This is a genomic window from Janthinobacterium sp. HH106, from assembly GCF_001758725.1.
GTDB lineage: Bacteria > Pseudomonadota > Gammaproteobacteria > Burkholderiales > Burkholderiaceae_D > Janthinobacterium.
In genome coordinates this window covers 20,879-35,949 of sequence record NZ_LRIC01000051.1, presented here as the reverse complement: position 1 = coordinate 35,949, position 15,071 = coordinate 20,879, and the positions used below count along the sequence as shown (strand labels likewise).

The window sequence follows — 15,071 nt, the reverse complement described above, 5'->3', positions numbered from 1 at the left end:
CTGTTACTTCATGTCCAGGTCGGAATTGCCGAAGCCGTGCGGCAGCAGCCAGCCCGCCGTCACTTCCATGACATCGTTTTTCAGGTTCGTCAGGATCACGGGCAGGTCGGCGCCGCCCATCTCGAAGATCACCTGGCGGCAGGCGCCGCATGGCGAAATCGGCTCGACCGTGTCGCCCGTGACGGCCAGTTTGGCGAAGTCGCCCGGTTTGCAGCCATGCGCGATGGCGCTGAAGAATGCCGTGCGCTCGGCGCAGTTGCACAACCCATACGCGGCGTTTTCCACGTTGCAGCCGCGGAAGACGCGGCCATCCTTGCACAGCAGCGCCGCGCCCACCTTGAAACGCGAGTATGGCGCGTAGGCCAGTTCACGGCCGGCGTTGGCTTCGGCGATCAGTTCTTGGTTGTTCATTTTTTCTGTTATACCTTTGAAATCATTAAGGCCGGGGTCAGACCCTCAACACCGCTGACACATAGCTCAGCGCCATCGCAAACGGGGGTCTGACCCCAGTTTTCAACTACGGTCGAATGGTACGATAAATCACCGGATTGCCGGCCAGCGCCACCGTGCTGATGTCATACGCTTGCTGGATTTCCCTGACGGCTTGCTGCGCCGCCGCTTCCGTGCGCGCGTGCACCATGGCCAGCGGCTGGCCGACAGCCACTTGCTCGCCCAGGCCCACGAGGTCCGTCAGACCGACGGCGAAATCGATGCTGTCGCTCGGAAGGCGGCGGCCACCGCCCAATGCCACGACTGCCAGGCCGATGGCGCGGCAATCGCGCACGTTGGCAAAGCCGGCCGACGGCGCTGGCGCCGGCACGACGAACGGCGCCTGCTCCAGGTGTTTATCAGGATGCTCGACCAGATCGGCCGGGCCGCCCAGGGCCGACACCATGCGCGCAAAGCGCTCTGCCGCTTTGCCCGAATCGAGGGCCGCGATCAATTTCACGCGCGCTTCCTCTTCGGTGGCGGCCAGGCCGCCCAGCACCAGCATCTCGGCGCACAGCGCCAGGGTGACTTCGTGCAGGCGAGCGGGACGCGAACGGCCCGTCAGGTAATCCATGGCGCCGCGCACTTCCAGCGCATTGCCGGCGTACGGCGCCAGCGACTCGTTCATGTCCGTCAGAATCGCCGACGTCTGCATGCCCGCGCCATTGCCCACGGCGACGATGCTCTCGGCCAGTTCCACCGACTTGTCGTAGGTGGGCATGAAGGCGCCCGTGCCCACTTTCACGTCCATCACCAGCGCGTCCAGCCCGGCCGACAGTTTCTTCGACAGGATGGAGCCGGTGATCATCGCCACCGATTCCACCGTGGCGGTGACGTCGCGGATGCTGTAGAAGCGCTTGTCGGCCGGCGCCAGCTGCGCCGTCTGGCCGATGATGGCCACGCCGATCTCCTGCACTACCTTGCGGAACAGTGCATTGTCCGGCACCGTGCAATAGCCTGGAATGGCGTCGAACTTGTCGAGGGTGCCGCCCGTGTGGCCCAGGCCGCGGCCCGAGATCATCGGCACGTAACCGCCGCACGCGGCGACCATGGGGCCCAGCAGCAGGGACACGACGTCGCCCACGCCGCCCGTCGAATGCTTGTCGACGATGGGGCCCGGCAGGTTCAGCGAGCGCCAGTCCAGCACCTGGCCGGAATCGCGCATGGCCAGGGTGAACGCCACGCGCTCGTCCATGTTCATGTCGTTGAAATAGACGGCCATGCCGAGCGCCGCGATCTGCCCTTCGCTGACGCTGCCGTCAGTGATGCCGCGTACGAAAAACTGGATTTCCTCGGCGCTCAGGACGCCCTTGTCGCGCTTCTTGCGGATGATTTCCTGGGTCAAAAACATGGAATAACTCCAATAAAAGTAGGTTTGGGGTCAGTCCCTGCGGGATCGGGATACGCCCAATGGCGTATCCCCCCGACGGGTCTGACCCCAGCTTTGCAATTCCAACGATCAGTCAGTTAAACGCCGTAAGGTATCCACACGTTTTTCACTTGCGACGCATGCGCCAGCACGGCACGGCCGCCGCTTTGGGCGGCGCTGTACCAGTCGCGGCCCTTGGCGCCGCCGACCCAGGTGCGCTTCAGGGTGCCGGCCGACAGGCGCTCGACTTCCGCGCAACCGTCGGCGGAGCCGTCATGGCGCCAGACGGCGTCGATGTCGGCGTGCGTGGCCAGGGTGCGCGCCAGTTCATCGGCGTTGCCGCTGATGATGTTGACGACGCCGCCCGGCAGGTCGGACGTGTCGAACACCTGGTACAGGTCCAGCGCGGACAGCGTATGCGCTTCCGACGGCACCACCACCACGCGGTTGCCCAGCGCGATGGCCGGCGCCACCAGCGAGATGAAGCCGAGCAAAGGCGCTTCATTCGGGCAGACGATGCCGATCACGCCGACCGCTTCGTTCAACGCCACGGTGATGCCCTTGGTCGGCGGCTGGTGCGCCAGGCCGTCGTACTTGTCGGCCCAGGCGGCGTAGTGGAACAGGCGTTCGATCGATGCCTGCACTTCCTTCTCCGGGTTTTTACTGCCCGTCATGGCGGCGATGCGGGCGGCGAATTCGTCGGCGCGCGCTGCCAGATTTTCGGCGATGTAGTACAGCACTTGCGCGCGGTTGTGCGCCGTGGCGCTGGTCCAGCCGGACGCTTTATGGGCCGCTTCGACGGCGTTGCGGATGTCCTTGCGGCTGCCCACGCCCACTTCGGCCAGCAAGGCGCCATTCGCGCCGAACACGGGCGCGCTGTAGGCGCTGTCAGGGCGCGCCTGCTTGCCGCCGATGTACATCTTGGCCGTGCGGTCGATGGCGAAGGGGTCCGCTGCCGCCGGCTTCACGTTGGCCTTGGCTTTCGCTTCCACCACCGGCAAGGCCGGGCGCGCATCTTCGGCCAGGGCCGTCATGTATTCCAGCATGCCTTCGCGGCCGCCTTCGCGGCCGAAGCCCGATTCGCGGTAGCCGCCGAAGCCGCAGGCCGCATCGAACTGGTTGGCGCTGTTGATCCACACCACGCCAGCCTTGATGGCGGGCGCGATATCGAGGGCCAGGCTGATCGACTCGGTCCACACGCTGGCGGCCAGGCCGTACACCGTGTTGTTCGCCAGCTGCACCGCTTCGGGCGGTGTGCGGAAGCTCATGGCCACCAGCACGGGGCCGAAGATTTCAGCCTGTGCCACGGCCGCCGACGTCGACGCGCCCGTGATCAGGGTCGGCGGGAACCACGAGCCGTCAGCCGGCAGTTCGCACGCGGGTTGCCACACGTCGCAGCCTTCGGCGCGGGCCGAATCGACGAGCGCGGCGATGCGCTGGCGCTGCACGGGGTCGACCAGCGCGCCGACGTCCATCGATTTGTCCAGGGGCGAGCCGAGGCGCAGGTTTTCCATGCGGGCGCGTACCTTGTTCAGGAAGCGCTCCTGGACCGATTCCTGTACCAGCAGGCGCGAGCCGGCGCAGCACACTTGTCCCTGGTTGAACCAGATCGAATCGACCAGGCCTTCCACGGCGCCGTCCAGGTCCGCGTCTTCGAAGACGATGAACGGCGACTTGCCGCCCAATTCGAGGGACAGCTTCTTGCCGCTGCCGGCCGTCGCTTCGCGGATCAAGCGGCCAACTTCGGTGGAACCCGTAAACGCGATCTTGTCGACGCCGGGGTGGTTGACGATGGCCGAGCCCACTCTGCCGTCGCCCGTGACGATGTTGACCACGCCGGCCGGCACGCCCGCCTGCACGCACAATTCGGCGAACAGCATGGCGGTCAGCGACGTGAATTCGGCCGGCTTGAAGACGACCGTGTTACCGGCCGCCAGAGCCGGGGCGATTTTCCACGACAGCATCAGCAGGGGGAAATTCCACGGCACGATCTGGCCCACCACGCCCACGGCGCGGTAGTCGGCGAATTCTTCCGACTGCAGCTGCGCCCAGCCGGCGTGATGGTAGAAATGGCGCGCGGCCAGCGGCAGGTCGATATCGCGCGTTTCACGGATGGTCTTGCCGTTGTCCAGGGTTTCCAGCACGGCGAACAGGCGCGAATGCCTTTGCAGCAGACGGGCCAGCGCGTACATGACCTTGGCGCGGCCATGGCCTCCCATGCCTTGCCATACGGGCAGCGCGCGGCGCGCCGCTTCCACGGCGCGTTCCACGTCCGCATCGGTGGCTTGCGTCAGTTCGGCCAGCTGCGTGCCGTCGGCCGGATTGGTCGAGGCGAACAGTTCCGCCGGCTCGCTCCAGGCGTTGTCGATGAACAGGCCGAATGTGCGCTGATGGCCGTCGAGCCATGCTTGCGCTTCTTTTTGACTTTCGGGAGCAGGGCCGTAGTCCATAGTAGTGAGAATCTCGTTAATTGTAGTCATGACGAATGTTCTTTAAGGTTGTGCGTGACGATGATTGGCCGAGTAGCTGCCGGTGACGTAGTGCTCGAGCTGGCGCTCGATGTCGGTCAGCAGGCTGGAAGCGCCGATGCGGAACAGGTGCGGCTGCAGCCATTCGTTGCCCAGCTCTTCCTTCATCAGGGTCAGGTATTGCAGCGCGCTCTTGGCCGAGCTGACGCCGCCGGCCGGCTTGAAGCCCACCTTGAAACCCGTCTGTTCATAGTATTCGCGCACCGTGCGCACCATCGTCAGGGCCACGGGAATGGTGGCGTTGACGCTTTCCTTGCCGGTGGACGTCTTGATGAAATCGGCGCCCGCCATCATGCACACCCACGACGCCTTGGCCACGTTTTCCATGGTCAGCAAGTCGCCCGTGGCGAGAATCGCCTTCACGTGCGCTTCGCCGCACGCCTTGCGGTAAGCCAGCATTTCGTCATACAGCACTTGCCAGTTGCCGTTCAGGACATGCTGGCGCGTGATGACGATATCGATTTCCGAAGCGCCCGCGGCGACCGACAGTTCGATCTCGCGCAGCTTCGTTTCCATGTTCGTCAGGCCGGCCGGAAAGGCGGTCGACACGGCGGCGATGGGCAAGCGGCCCTGGATGACTTTCACGGCCGGTTGAATCATCTCGTGGTACACGCACACGGCGCCGGTGCTCAGCTGCGTCAGGCCCAGCGCGTCCATCAGGTCGGCGCGCAACGGGCGCATGGCCTTCATGCACAGGCGCTCCACTCGGCCCGGCGTATCGTCGCCGCCCAGGGTGGTCAGGTCGATCATCTGGATGGCTTTCACCAGCCAGGCGGCCTGGTATTCCTTTTTCACGGTACGGCGGTTCGCCAGGCTGGCCGCGCGGCGGTCCGTCGCGGCGCGGTTGACGCGGATCTGGTTGATCCAGCCCAGGTCGAGGCCGACGGCCTCGTTACGCTTGAATTCGGGGTGCATGAGTGTCATAACAAGCTGGTTCCATTAGCAAGTGGTGGTACGCCAAGGTGCTTGGCGAGGGTTTGGCCAATATCGGAGAAGGTCTCGGAAATACCCAGCGCACGCGGGGCGACGCCGGGGCCGAAGAAGATCATCGGAATGTGTTCGCGGGTGTGGTCGGAGCCGTGCCAGGTGGGGTCGCAGCCATGGTCGGCGGTGATCACGACCAGGTCGCCTTCCTTCAGCTTGGCCATGAATTCCGGCAGGCGCGCATCCATTTCGCGCAGCGCGTCGGCATAGCCTTCGACGTTGCGGCGGTGGCCGAATGCCTGGTCGAAATCGACGAAGTTGACAAAAGTGAGCGACTTGTCCTGCACTTCATCGGCCGTCTTCAACAGCGCTTCGAACAGCGCCATGTTGTCGACACCCTTCACGACTCTGGAAATACCCTGGGTGGCGAAAATGTCGCTGATCTTGCCCAGGCCGACGACTTCGCCGCCCGCATCCTTGACGTGGTCGAGCAGGGTCTTGCTTGGCGGCGCCACCGCATAGTCGTGGCGGTTGGACGTGCGCGTGTAGTTGCCGTTGCTGCCCGTGAACGGACGGGCGATGACGCGGCCGATGTTGTACGGCTCGACCAGCTTGAAGGCCATTTCGCACACTTCGTACAGGCGCTCGAGGCCGAACGATTCTTCGTGCGCGGCGATCTGCATCACCGAGTCGCCCGAGGTGTAGATAATCAGCTTGCCGGTGGCGACGTGCTCGTCGCCATGCTTGTTGATGATGTCCGTGCCCGAGGCATGGCAGTCGCCGAGGAAGCCGGGCACGCCGGACAGGGCTTTCAGTTTGTCGGTCAGGTCGGCCGGAAACGACGGCGTGGTGCGGGGAAAATATCCCCAGTCGAATTCGACGGGCACGCCGGCGATTTCCCAGTGGCCGCTCTGCGTGTCCTTGCCGGTGGAGCGCTCGCGCGCCGCGCCGTAGGCGCCGGTGAAGCCGTCGCGCTGGTCGAAGCCCGTGGCCCATTCGCCGCTGGCCAGGTGCGCCGCGGCGCCCAGTCCCAGGCGTTCCATGTTCGGGAGTTTCAAGGTCTTGCCGCTTTTGGCGACAGTGCTGGCAATGTGGCCAAAGGTATTGGCACCTGCGTCGCCATACTTGGCGGCGTCTGGCGTCGCGCCAAGGCCGAAGGAATCAAGCAGGAGGATAAATGCGCGTGACATGATAAGGCTCGCTTTATGGAGTGATGCAAAGATGATGCGGTCAGTGTAGGCCGGATTTTCCCGGCCTGCCGCGCGGCAGCGCCGGTGGCCGGCGCGCCGCTGCTGCGTAAAAAGTGCTTAGGCTTGCGGCGTAGCCGATACGGTCGCCAGGAAGGCCAGAATCAGCTTGACCAGGTCTTTCGCGCCGATGGCCGCGTATTTCAGGGTTTGTTCGTGCGACAGGGCGAATGGCGACATGCCTTCGGCCAGGTTGGTGATGACGGACACGCCCACCACTTTCAGGTCGCAATGGCGGGCCGAGACCACTTCCGGCACCACGGACATGCCGACCGTGTCGGCGCCCAGGCGCGCCATCATGCGGATTTCGGCGGCCGTCTCGAAGTTCGGGCCAGGGTAGGCGACGAACACGCCTTCATGCAGGGTGATGCCGCTGGCGGCTGCCGTGTCCTTGACCAGCTTGCGCAGGTCCGCATCGTAGGCGTTGGCCATGCTGAAGAAGCGCGGGCCGAAGCGGTCGTCGTTCGGGCCGACCATCGGCGTGCCTGGCAACAGGTTGATATGGTCGCTGATGGCGACCAGACTGCCGGCGTCCACTTCAGGGCGCAGGGAACCGGCGGCGTTGGTAACGAACAGCATTTCGCAGCCCAGCAGTTTCAAGGTGCGGATGGCGCTCGTCATCACGCCCATGCCATAGCCTTCATAGAAATGGCCACGGCCCTTCATGCAGACGACGGCGACGCCCGACAAGGTGCCGACCACCAGTTCGCCGGCATGGCCGTGCACGGTGCTGATCGGGAAACCCGGCAATTCGTCAAAGCTGATGCTGACGGCGTCCGTCATTTGCTCGGCCAACACGCCCAGGCCGGAGCCGAGGATCATCGCCACGCGCGGCTTGAAATTTTCTGGGGCGCGGGCACGGATGATTTCGGCGGCGTGGAAAGGGGTGTTGTTCGACATGGTTATCCTCTGATTGACTAATGATGATGGGTTGCTGCCTGCGCGGCCGTGCCCGGTGAAGAACTTCCGCCCAGGTATCGGTTATGTAGGTGTTACTGGTATATCGAAATGCGTATTGCCACTATTTGCCGCCACTATGCATCAAACGGAATATGTATGGCAAATACCATTTTTCTTGCCCATTTATACAATTCAAATATAAATGGCCGATATTATAGTCGAGGCTAGCCCAGGCCCGCCATGCCCGGGAAATGCATGCATACAAGCTCCATACGAAGGTTTTTTATGCGAGCTTGACACCAATCAGACAAATGTTTAAAGTTTCGGACAAATGTTTATCCTTTCAGTGAAACCTTGTGACCGATACCAATAAAAAAGACCAGCTATATGCGCTGATCCGCAACAACCCCTTCATCTCGCAGCAAGACCTGGCGAGCGAGCTGGGCTTGTCGCGCTCGGCCGTCGCCGGCCACATCGCCGGACTCATCCGCGAGCGACGCCTGCTGGGACGCGCCTACGTGCTGCCCGACAGCCGTCCCGTGCTGTGCATAGGCGCCGCCAACCTCGACCGCAAGATGCGCACGCTGGCGACACTGCAGATGGGCACCTCGAATCCCGTGCGCTCGGAAGAAGTGTTTGGCGGCGTGGGCCGCAACATCGCGGAAAACCTGGCCCGATTGTCGATTCCCGTCGCCCTGCTGACGGCGCTGGGCGACGACGCGGCCGGCCATGCGCTGCAGACGCACGCGGAAGACGCGGGCATCGACATGCGCGGCAGCCTGCATTTAAGCAACACCAGCAGCGGCACTTACACGGCCGTGCTCGACGAACATGGCGAAATGCTGCTGGCGATGGCCAACATGCAGCTGTACGAACAGCTGACACCGGCCTTTTTGCACAGCCGCCAGCCGCAGCGCGCCGCCGCCGCCCTCACCGTCTGCGACCTGAACCTGGGCCACGACAGCGTGCAGGCGCTGCTGGCTGATGCGCGCCAGGATGCTGCCCGCGCGACGCCGCTGGTCATCGTCGCCGTCTCGCAGCCGAAGATGGCGCACCTGCCGCTAGACCTGACGGGCTTGCACCTGCTGATCCTGAACCGGGGCGAGCTGGAAACGCGCGTGGCGCGCGCCTTGCCGACGGCGTTCGAGATGCGCGCCGCCTGCCGCGAAGTACAGCGCCAGGGGGCGCGCCAGGTGATCGTCACCTGCGGCGGCGAAGGCGTGTATTTCACGGACGGCGACAGCCTGGACGCGCCCATCGTGCACCTGGCCGCGCGCGAAGTGGACGCCGTCGACGTGACGGGCGCAGGCGACGCGTTTTCCGCCGCCGTCTGCTGGTCGCTGTACCACGACATCAGCGACTTGAAACTGGCTTGCCGGCGCGGCCTGAAGCTGGCGGCCATGACCCTGGAATCGGCTGCCACCGTCTCGCCCCGGATTTCGGCCGGCGCCCTCGACGACATCGACGACGCCGACCTGGCGCCGCCTCCCCCTACCCTCTTTCAACAGGATTGACACATGACGCAACTGAATAATTTCCTCTCGTTCTCGCAAGAAGTGCTCGATGCGCGCGCCGCCGGCAAGGCCATCGTGGCGCTGGAATCGACCATCATTTCGCACGGCATGCCGTATCCGCAAAACGTGGAAATGGCGCGCGAAGTGGAGCAGATCATCCGTGACGGCGGCGCCGTGCCGGCCACCATCGCCATCATCGGCGGCAAGATCTGTGTGGGCCTGTCGCCGGAGCAGCTGGAATTGCTGGGCACCTCGCCCGACGCCATGAAGGTCAGCCGCCGCGACCTGCCGTTCGTCCTGTCGCAGGGAAAACTGGGCGCCACCACCGTGGCCGCCACCATGATCTGCGCGGAACTGGCCGGCATTGCCGTGTTCGTCACGGGCGGCATCGGCGGCGTGCACCGCGGCGCGGAAACGAGCTTCGACATTTCCGCCGACTTGCAGGAATTGGCGCACACGTCCGTGGCCGTCGTCTGCGCGGGCGTCAAATCCATCCTCGACATCGGCCTGACCCTGGAATACCTGGAAACCCACGGCGTGCCCGTCATCAGCGTGGGCCAGGAAGGCTTCCCCGCCTTCTTTACGCGCGAAAGCGGCTTCAAGGCTGATTTCCGCCTCGACACGGCCGCCGAGCAGGCTGCCTTCATCGGCACCAAGTGGCAGCTGGGCTTGAAAGGCGGCGTGATCGTCAGCAACCCCGTGCCGGCCGCGCAAGCGATGCCCAAGGAAGAGATCGATGCGATCACCACGCAAGCCTTGCAGGAAGCGGACGCGGGCGGCGTGAAGGGCAAGCAAGTCACGCCATTCCTGTTGTCGCGCATCAAGCAGCTGACGGATGGCCGCAGCCTGGCGACGAATATCGCCCTGGTCAAACACAATGCCCAAGTCGGCACCGCGCTGGCCATTGCCATGCAGGCGGTCGTGGCACGATAATAGGACCGCTGTAAAGAAAGCGCGCGCGCCGTTACCGGTCCGCGCGCCGTTCCATCGCCAGGCACCACGCAACGCCAAGGAAAGCATGTCCATCGATCTGAAACAGTTAAAGTATTTTCTTGCCGTTGCCGAGGAGAAAAGCTTCAGCCGCGCGGCCGAGCGCCTGCATATCTCGCAGCCGCCCCTGAGCCAGCAGATCATGAAACTGGAAAGCGAACTGGGCGTGCGCCTGTTTGCGCGCACCACGCGCACCTTCGAGCTGACCGTGGCGGGCAAGGCGTTGATGAACGAGGCGGCCGAGCTGCTGGCCAAGATGCGCATGACCATCGATACCATCCGCCAGATCGACCGCGGCGAAGTGGGCCGCTTGCGCGTGGGCATCGTCGGCTCGGCCATGTGGGGCCCCATCCCCAGCCTGCTGGAAGAATTCCAGACCAAATTTCCCCGCGTCACCTGGACCATCCATGAATTCGGTCCCACGGTGCAATACGAAGCCTTGCGCGCCAAACAGATCGACGTGGGTTTCTGGCGCGAACCCAAACTCAACGACGACGACTTGCGCCACGATAATCTGCGCCAGGAACTGTGCTTCCGCGAAAACGTCTGCGTGGCCGTCAATGAACACCATCCGCTGGCAAAAAACACGGCCATCGAGCTGATCGACATCGCCCACGAGCCGATGCTGACCCTCAACCTCGACAAATCCGCGTTTCCCCGCTACCTGGTGCAATGCTGTATCAATGCCGGTTTCGAGCCCGTGATTTTCCAGGAAGCGAGCGAACCGCAAACCCTGCTGGCCATGGTGGGCGCGGGCCTGGGCGTGACCCTGGTGCCGGAAACGACGAGCCGTATCGGCTGGCCCGGCGTCGTCTTCCTGCCAATCAAGACCAATCCGCCGTCGGCGAACTTGTACATCAGCTACACGACGCTCGACGACGCCCCCGTCGTGCGGGCTTTCCTGAATATCATCAATCCCCCAGCTAATTGAGGCAAAGCCTCAAGCGTCAGCAAGCAACGGCAACCCGAAAAGCAGCAAGACCGGGGTCGGACCCTCAGGGACTCGGCGTCCCCGTCCGACCCCAGCCCTTCGTTTTGGGTTTGCATTTCAATTTATATGGCTATCATATAAATAGCTAAACAAAAACGTATTTGTCATACATATCTGGCATGATGCATAGTGATTCGGACGCCCATCGCGGCGCCGGTTCCGTGCCTGCCCTGCCCGTCCACTGACGGCGCATCCCAGCCCGCTCCGGCAGCCCCATTCGATGTTGTACTTATAAAAGAGACGGGGCGCGACTGTTGCATGAGCATCACACTGTCGACATGAAAGCACGCGAGGTCAGCAATGATCTTGTGCGATACAGTGCAATGTTGATAAGGAATTATCACCTCGTGCATCAAAAACAGGCTAAATCGGCCCCAAATTATATGTTTCACCTATAAAAAATATACAATATCGATCTTCCAGGAGCCAATTCATGAAACTTACACAATTTAGTTTGACGATCGCAGCCGTATTTCTGACTGCTCAAGCGTCCGCGGCTACCCCAAAACTGGGTGTCGTGTATGACGCGGGCGGCAAGTTCGACAAGTCGTTCAACCAATCCGCTTTCGAAGGCGCATCGCGCTTCAAAAAAGACACGGGCATTTCCTTCATCGAAGTGCAGGCATCGAGCGATACGCAGGCTGAACAAGTCATGCGTGGCTTGGCCCGCAAGAAACTCGACATGATCGCCGCCATCGGCTTTGCGCAAACGCAAGCCGTGCAAAAGGTCGCCAAGGAATTTCCGAACGTAAAATTCGTGCTGATCGACGGCCAGGCCGCCGGCAGCAACGTCAACTCCGTCGTCTTCAAGGAAGAAGAAGGCTCCTACCTGGTCGGTGTGGCTGCAGCCATGGCCAGCAAAAGCAAGAAGGTCGGCTTCATCGGCGGCATCGATATTCCCCTGATCCGCAACTTCGCCTGCGGCTACGCGCAAGGCGTCAAGGCAGTCAATCCGAAGACGGAAATCACGCAAAACATGGTCGGCACCACGTCCGGCGCCTGGAATGACCCGGCCAAGGGCGGCGAACTGGCCCGCTCGCAATTCGAGCGCGGCGTCGATGTCGTCTTCGCCGTCGCCGGCGGCAGCGGCATGGGCACCCTGCAAATGGCCAAGGAAAAAGGCAAGCTGGCGATCGGCGTCGATTCGAACCAGAACCATTTGTATCCAGGCAGCATCCTGACCTCGATGGTCAAGCGCGTCGACAACACGGTCTACGACAGCTTCATGCAAGTCAAGAACGGCACCTGGAAGGGCGGCGTCAGCTATAAAGGCTTGAAAGAGGGCGGCGTGGATTGGGCCCTCGATGAGAACAACCGCAAGCTGATTACGCCGGAAATCGAAAAACGCGTGTTGGGTGCGCGTAAGGACATTATCGATGGCAAGATCAAAGTGATCGATTACCGCGTCGGCAGCAGCTGCCCGGTTTAATTTTTCTCCGTATCTTTTAGCGCGCCGCCGGGGCCTGTCTCCGCGCGGCGCGTTTCCATGAAACTATCCAGTTATGAACCTATGCAGCCAGCAGTAGAATTTCGCAGCATTTCCAAGCAGTTTGGACATGTGAAGGCGAACGCCGACGTCAGCTTCTCCATCGCCAAGGGCAGTATCCACGGCCTGGTGGGAGAGAATGGCGCCGGCAAATCGACCTTGATGAGCATCCTGTACGGGTACTACCGTGCCGACGGCGGAGAAATCCTGCTCGACGGGAAAGTACAGCCTATCCGCAACAGCCAGGAAGCGATCAACCTCGGCATCGGCATGGTGCACCAGCACTTCATGCTGGTCGAGAACTTCACCGTCCTCGACAATATCATGCTGGGCACGGAAGGCGGTTTTCGCCTGGCCAGCCACCGCACGGAAGCGGAAGCGAAACTGCGCGAGATTTGCGCGCGCTACCGCCTCGACGTCGACCCGCTGGCGAAGATCGAAGACTTGTCCGTCGGCGCGCAGCAGCGCGTGGAAATCCTCAAGCAGATTTACCGCAGCGCCAATATTCTGATCCTCGACGAGCCGACGGCCGTGCTGACGGCCCAGGAAACGGCCTCGCTGTTTGAAATCCTGCGCCTGTTCAAGGACCAAGGCAAGACCATCATCCTGATCACGCACAAGCTGCAAGAGATCCTGGAAATCACCGACAACGTCACCGTCATGCGCGGCGGCACGGTGGTGGGCGCCGTGGCAACGGCCGGCACCTCGAAAGAGGAACTGGCCAACATGATGGTGGGCCGCCCCATCCAGAGCCACCTGCCCCGCGCACCGTACAATCCGGGCGCCACGGTGCTGGAAGTGGCTGATCTGCAACTGGCCGACGAGCAGCAAGTCAAATTGCTGGCCGATATAGGTTTCAACTTGCGCGCCGGCGAAATCGTCGCCATCGCGGGCGTTTCCGGCAATGGCCAGAGCGAGCTGCTGGAAATTCTGTCGGGCATGCGCCTGCCGACGTCCGGCAAGCTGCGTTTTCTCGACAAGGACTTGCCGTTTGCCAAGCGCCACGATGCCGACGGCTTGCCGCTGGCCTTCCGCGAGCTGGGCATCGCCCACATTCCGGAAGACCGCTTGCGCGATGGCGTGGTGAAGAATTTCTCCGTCATGCAGAACACCATCCTCGGTTACCAGGACCACCTGAAGAACCGCTGGGGCCTGTTCAACTTCAAGGCCATCGGCGCCCGCTGCGCCGAACTGCTCAAAACTTTCGACGTGCGCCCGGCCAATCCGGACCTGCGCATCGGCTTGCTGTCCGGCGGTAACCAGCAAAAGGTGGTGATCGCACGCGAAGTGCTGGCCAAGCCGAAACTGATGCTGGTGGGGCAACCCACGCGCGGCGTCGACATCGGCACCATCGAAAGCATCCATACGCAATTGCTGGCCCTGCGCGACGCGGGCGTGGCGATCCTGCTGGTGTCAGTCGAACTGGAAGAAGTGCGGGCGCTGGCCGACCGCATTCTCGTCATGTGCGGCGGACGCATCACCGGCGAACTGAAAATTGAAGAATTCGATACCACCCGCATCGGTCTGTTGATGGGGGGAATGCATAAATCATGAATAACGACTTGCCACGCTGGGCGACAGCCTTTGTCATGCCCATGTTAAACCTGCTGTCGGCCTTGCTGGTCGCAGCCCTGGTGATTTATATGCTGGGCGAAGACCCCGCCGAATCGCTGTCGATCCTCGTCCACAGCGCCATCCTCAATCCGGAAGGCTTGAGCTACACCCTGTTCTACGCCAGCACCTTCATTTTCACGGGCCTTTCGGTTTCCGTGGCGATGCAGGCCGGCCTGTTCAATATCGGTTCCGAAGGCCAGATGTATATCGGCGGCCTGGGCTTGACGGTGGCCATGCTGGCCTTCGACCAGACCCTGCCCGCCTGGCTCCTGATTCCTGCCGCCATGATCGGCGCGGCCCTGTTCGGCGCCTTGTGGGGCTTTTTGCCCGGCTATCTGCAAGCGAAGCGCGGCAGCCACATCGTGGTGACCACCATCATGTTCAACTTCATCGCCGCCAGCCTGATGAATTTTATTATCGTAAAGTACCTGATTCCGCCGGGGGAGCAGAACACGGCCAGCCGCGTGTTTGCGGAAAGCGGCGAAATGCCGCGCCTCTCCACCTGGTTCCCGTCGCTGGGCGACACGCCGCTGAACATCAGCTTTATCCTGGCGATCGCCGCGCTGGTGATCTACGGCGTGATGGTCTGGCGTTCGTCGTGGGGCTTCAAGCTGCGCGCCACGGGCCTCAACAAGCACGCGGCCCACTATGCGGGCGTGTCGATCAGCAAGATGATCATCGTCGTCATGCTGATCTCGGGCGCGCTGGCGGGCCTCGGTTCCGTCAATTCCATCATGGGTTCGACCCATTACCTGTCGCTCAATTTTGTGGGCGGCGCCGGTTTCATCGGCATCGCCATCGCCCTGATGGGCCGCCAGCATCCGGTCGGCATCTTTTTGTCCGCCGTGCTGTTCGGCGCGCTGATCCAGGGTGGTTTCGACCTGTCGCTGGAAAAACCGAATATCCCGACGGAAACTTTCATTTTCATCCAGGGCTTGATCATCCTGTTCTGCGGCGCCATGGAAAACTTCTACGCACCGGCCATTTCCGCCCTGCTCAAGCGCACCAAAGGCTAACAC

At 62.5% G+C, this 15,071-nt stretch carries 12 protein-coding genes; 6 read left to right on the top strand and 6 right to left on the bottom strand.

Features of this window, described 5'->3' with window-relative positions:
• Window positions 1-3: 3 nt before the first annotated feature.
• The 6 genes from JAB8_RS19720 to xapA all read right to left on the bottom strand — a co-directional run bounded on the left by JAB8_RS19720 (window position 4) and on the right by xapA (window position 7,457).
• Window positions 4-411, bottom strand: a complete 408-nt coding sequence (locus JAB8_RS19720) for a cytidine deaminase (RefSeq protein ID WP_035824999.1) — start codon at window positions 409-411, stop codon at window positions 4-6.
• 106 nt (window positions 412-517) lie between these two features.
• Entirely contained in the window at window positions 518-1,840 is a 1,323-nt protein-coding gene (gene deoA / locus JAB8_RS19715) for a thymidine phosphorylase (protein WP_070219316.1), read from the bottom strand.
• A gap of 116 nt (window positions 1,841-1,956) precedes the next feature.
• Entirely contained in the window at window positions 1,957-4,308 is a 2,352-nt protein-coding gene (locus tag JAB8_RS19710) for an aldehyde dehydrogenase family protein (protein ID WP_070291093.1), read from the bottom strand.
• Between the two features lie 42 nt (window positions 4,309-4,350).
• Entirely contained in the window at window positions 4,351-5,310 is a 960-nt protein-coding gene (gene deoC / locus JAB8_RS19705) for a deoxyribose-phosphate aldolase (RefSeq protein ID WP_070219318.1), read from the bottom strand.
• Window positions 5,307-6,500: a phosphopentomutase gene (locus tag JAB8_RS19700; RefSeq protein ID WP_070219353.1), complete on the bottom strand. Its 1,194-nt coding sequence runs from the start codon at window positions 6,498-6,500 to the stop codon at window positions 5,307-5,309. Before JAB8_RS19700 ends, deoC begins: the two co-directional genes overlap by 4 nt.
• 117 nt (window positions 6,501-6,617) lie before the next feature.
• Entirely contained in the window at window positions 6,618-7,457 is an 840-nt protein-coding gene (gene xapA, locus JAB8_RS19695) for a xanthosine phosphorylase (RefSeq protein WP_070291092.1), read from the bottom strand.
• 356 nt (window positions 7,458-7,813) lie between these two features.
• Here xapA and JAB8_RS19690 point away from each other — a divergent pair, with 356 nt between their 5' ends.
• The 6 genes from JAB8_RS19690 to JAB8_RS19665 all read left to right on the top strand — a co-directional run bounded on the left by JAB8_RS19690 (window position 7,814) and on the right by JAB8_RS19665 (window position 15,068).
• Window positions 7,814-8,971, top strand: a complete 1,158-nt coding sequence (locus tag JAB8_RS19690; protein WP_070291091.1) for a carbohydrate kinase — start codon at window positions 7,814-7,816, stop codon at window positions 8,969-8,971.
• Between the two features lie 12 nt (window positions 8,972-8,983).
• Window positions 8,984-9,904 (top strand): pseudouridine-5'-phosphate glycosidase, encoded by a 921-nt coding sequence (locus JAB8_RS19685; RefSeq protein ID WP_070219354.1) that lies wholly within the window; start codon window positions 8,984-8,986, stop codon window positions 9,902-9,904.
• An 85-nt stretch (window positions 9,905-9,989) separates the two neighbouring features.
• A complete protein-coding gene (locus tag JAB8_RS19680) occupies window positions 9,990-10,892 on the top strand; it encodes a LysR family transcriptional regulator (RefSeq protein WP_070219321.1) in 903 nt (300 codons plus the stop codon).
• A gap of 493 nt (window positions 10,893-11,385) precedes the next feature.
• A complete protein-coding gene (locus JAB8_RS19675) occupies window positions 11,386-12,381 on the top strand; it encodes a BMP family ABC transporter substrate-binding protein (protein ID WP_070219322.1) in 996 nt (331 codons plus the stop codon).
• Window positions 12,382-12,462: 81 nt separating this feature from the next.
• Window positions 12,463-13,992, top strand: a complete 1,530-nt coding sequence (locus JAB8_RS19670) for an ABC transporter ATP-binding protein (RefSeq protein ID WP_070291090.1) — start codon at window positions 12,463-12,465, stop codon at window positions 13,990-13,992.
• Window positions 13,989-15,068 (top strand): ABC transporter permease, encoded by a 1,080-nt coding sequence (locus tag JAB8_RS19665; RefSeq protein ID WP_070219324.1) that lies wholly within the window; start codon window positions 13,989-13,991, stop codon window positions 15,066-15,068. Before JAB8_RS19670 ends, JAB8_RS19665 begins: the two co-directional genes overlap by 4 nt.
• The last annotated feature ends 3 nt before the right edge of the window (window positions 15,069-15,071 follow it).

Coding starts and splice junctions, on each gene's coding strand:
- JAB8_RS19720 (WP_035824999.1), bottom strand. CDS start 411: ATGAACAACCAAGAACTGATCGCCGAAGCCAACGCCGGCCGTGAACTG.
- deoA (WP_070219316.1), bottom strand. CDS start 1,840: ATGTTTTTGACCCAGGAAATCATCCGCAAGAAGCGCGACAAGGGCGTC.
- JAB8_RS19710 (WP_070291093.1), bottom strand. CDS start 4,308: ATGGACTACGGCCCTGCTCCCGAAAGTCAAAAAGAAGCGCAAGCATGG.
- deoC (WP_070219318.1), bottom strand. CDS start 5,310: ATGACACTCATGCACCCCGAATTCAAGCGTAACGAGGCCGTCGGCCTC.
- JAB8_RS19700 (WP_070219353.1), bottom strand. CDS start 6,500: ATGTCACGCGCATTTATCCTCCTGCTTGATTCCTTCGGCCTTGGCGCG.
- xapA (WP_070291092.1), bottom strand. CDS start 7,457: ATGTCGAACAACACCCCTTTCCACGCCGCCGAAATCATCCGTGCCCGC.
- JAB8_RS19680 (WP_070219321.1), top strand. CDS start 9,990: ATGTCCATCGATCTGAAACAGTTAAAGTATTTTCTTGCCGTTGCCGAG.
- JAB8_RS19675 (WP_070219322.1), top strand. CDS start 11,386: ATGAAACTTACACAATTTAGTTTGACGATCGCAGCCGTATTTCTGACT.
- JAB8_RS19670 (WP_070291090.1), top strand. CDS start 12,463: ATGCAGCCAGCAGTAGAATTTCGCAGCATTTCCAAGCAGTTTGGACAT.
- JAB8_RS19665 (WP_070219324.1), top strand. CDS start 13,989: ATGAATAACGACTTGCCACGCTGGGCGACAGCCTTTGTCATGCCCATG.